The organism is Dietzia sp. DQ11-71, assembly GCF_014144995.1.
GTDB lineage: Bacteria > Actinomycetota > Actinomycetes > Mycobacteriales > Mycobacteriaceae > Dietzia > Dietzia kunjamensis.
The window spans coordinates 1-1,236 of sequence record NZ_JAALDT010000138.1 but is presented as its reverse complement, the minus strand read 5'-3'; the positions used below and the strand labels follow the sequence as shown (position 1 = coordinate 1,236).

The 1,236-nt window shown below is 67.8% G+C and carries 1 protein-coding gene; it reads left to right on the top strand.

Annotated features, from left to right (window positions below; translation table 11 throughout):
• Window positions 1–67: 67 nt before the first annotated feature.
• On the top strand, window positions 68–1,236 hold a 1,169-nt coding region (locus tag G6023_RS05755), incomplete at its 3' end, for a transposase (RefSeq protein WP_182634410.1).

Genomic DNA, 1,236 nt, shown 5'->3' with positions numbered 1-1,236 from the left:
CTAGGAGACTGCTGAACAATCAGGGTGTCCGCCCCGCGGGGTGACCCGGGCCTGAAATACTTGGTTCATGCAGGGTGAGTGGGATCGGCAGCGTGAGTTGCTGGATGTGGAGTCGGTGGCGGGGCATCTGCTCGAGCCCGGCAGCGTGTTCGCGTTGCTGGCCGAGCATCGGGATCGCTTGTTCCCGGCGGAGTTGTTCGCCGATCTGTTTCCCTCGGGCCGGGGCCGGCCGTCGATCCCGGGGGAGGTGATCGCCTCGGTCATCGTGCTTCAGGCTCTGTTTGGGCACTCCGACCGGGAGGCCGTGGATGCGTTGACGTTTGACCTGCGGTGGAAGGCCGCGTGCGGGTACGCGGTCGATGCCAAGGGCTTCGACTCGTCGACGTTGACTTACTGGCGGCGCCGGCTGGCCGCCAGCGAGAATCCGCAGCGGATCTTCGAGGTGGTGCGCCAGGTCATCGCCGAGACCGGAGCGGTCAAGACTAAGACCCGCCGCGCACTGGACTCGACGGTTCTGGATGATGCGGTGGCCCGTCAGGACACGATCACCCAACTCATCGCCCAGATCAGGCGGGTCGGCCGCGAAGTGCCCGGCGCGAAAGAGCTGATCGCCTCCGAGTGCACCCGGTTGGCGGCGGTGTGCGGGCACGATTACTCCGAGGCCGGTAAGCCGCGTATTGCCTGGGATGACCAGGCCGCCCGCGACGAGCTGGTCTCGGCCCTGGTCGCAGACGCTCTGGCACTGCTTGAGGCTCTGGATGTTGAGGCGATCACCGCCGCCGGCGGCAGACCAGCCGAGGCGGTGGCGCTGCTGGCATTGGTCGCCGGCCAGGACGTCGAGCCCGCCGAGGATTCCGATGGCACCGACGGCCGGTGGCGCATCGCCCGCCGCACCGTCCCGGACCGGGTGATCTCTACCGTGGACCCCGATGCCCGGCACGCGCACAAGACCCAGCAGCGTCGCCAGGACGGGTTCAAAGCCCACATCGTGGTCGAACCCGATACCGGGCTGACCACTGCGGCCCGGCTGACTCGGGCCAGCGGTCCGGACAATTCCGACGCCGCCGTCGGTGCGGACCTGGTGACCACAGATCCCACCACTACAGACGTCGAACACATTGAAGTGCTCGGAGACTCGGCGTACGCCACCGGAGACATGCTGGCCACCCTCGCCGGAAAGCAGTGGCTGCCCCTGGTCAAACCCTGGCCGACCAGGCCCGCTGTGGAGGGCGGGTT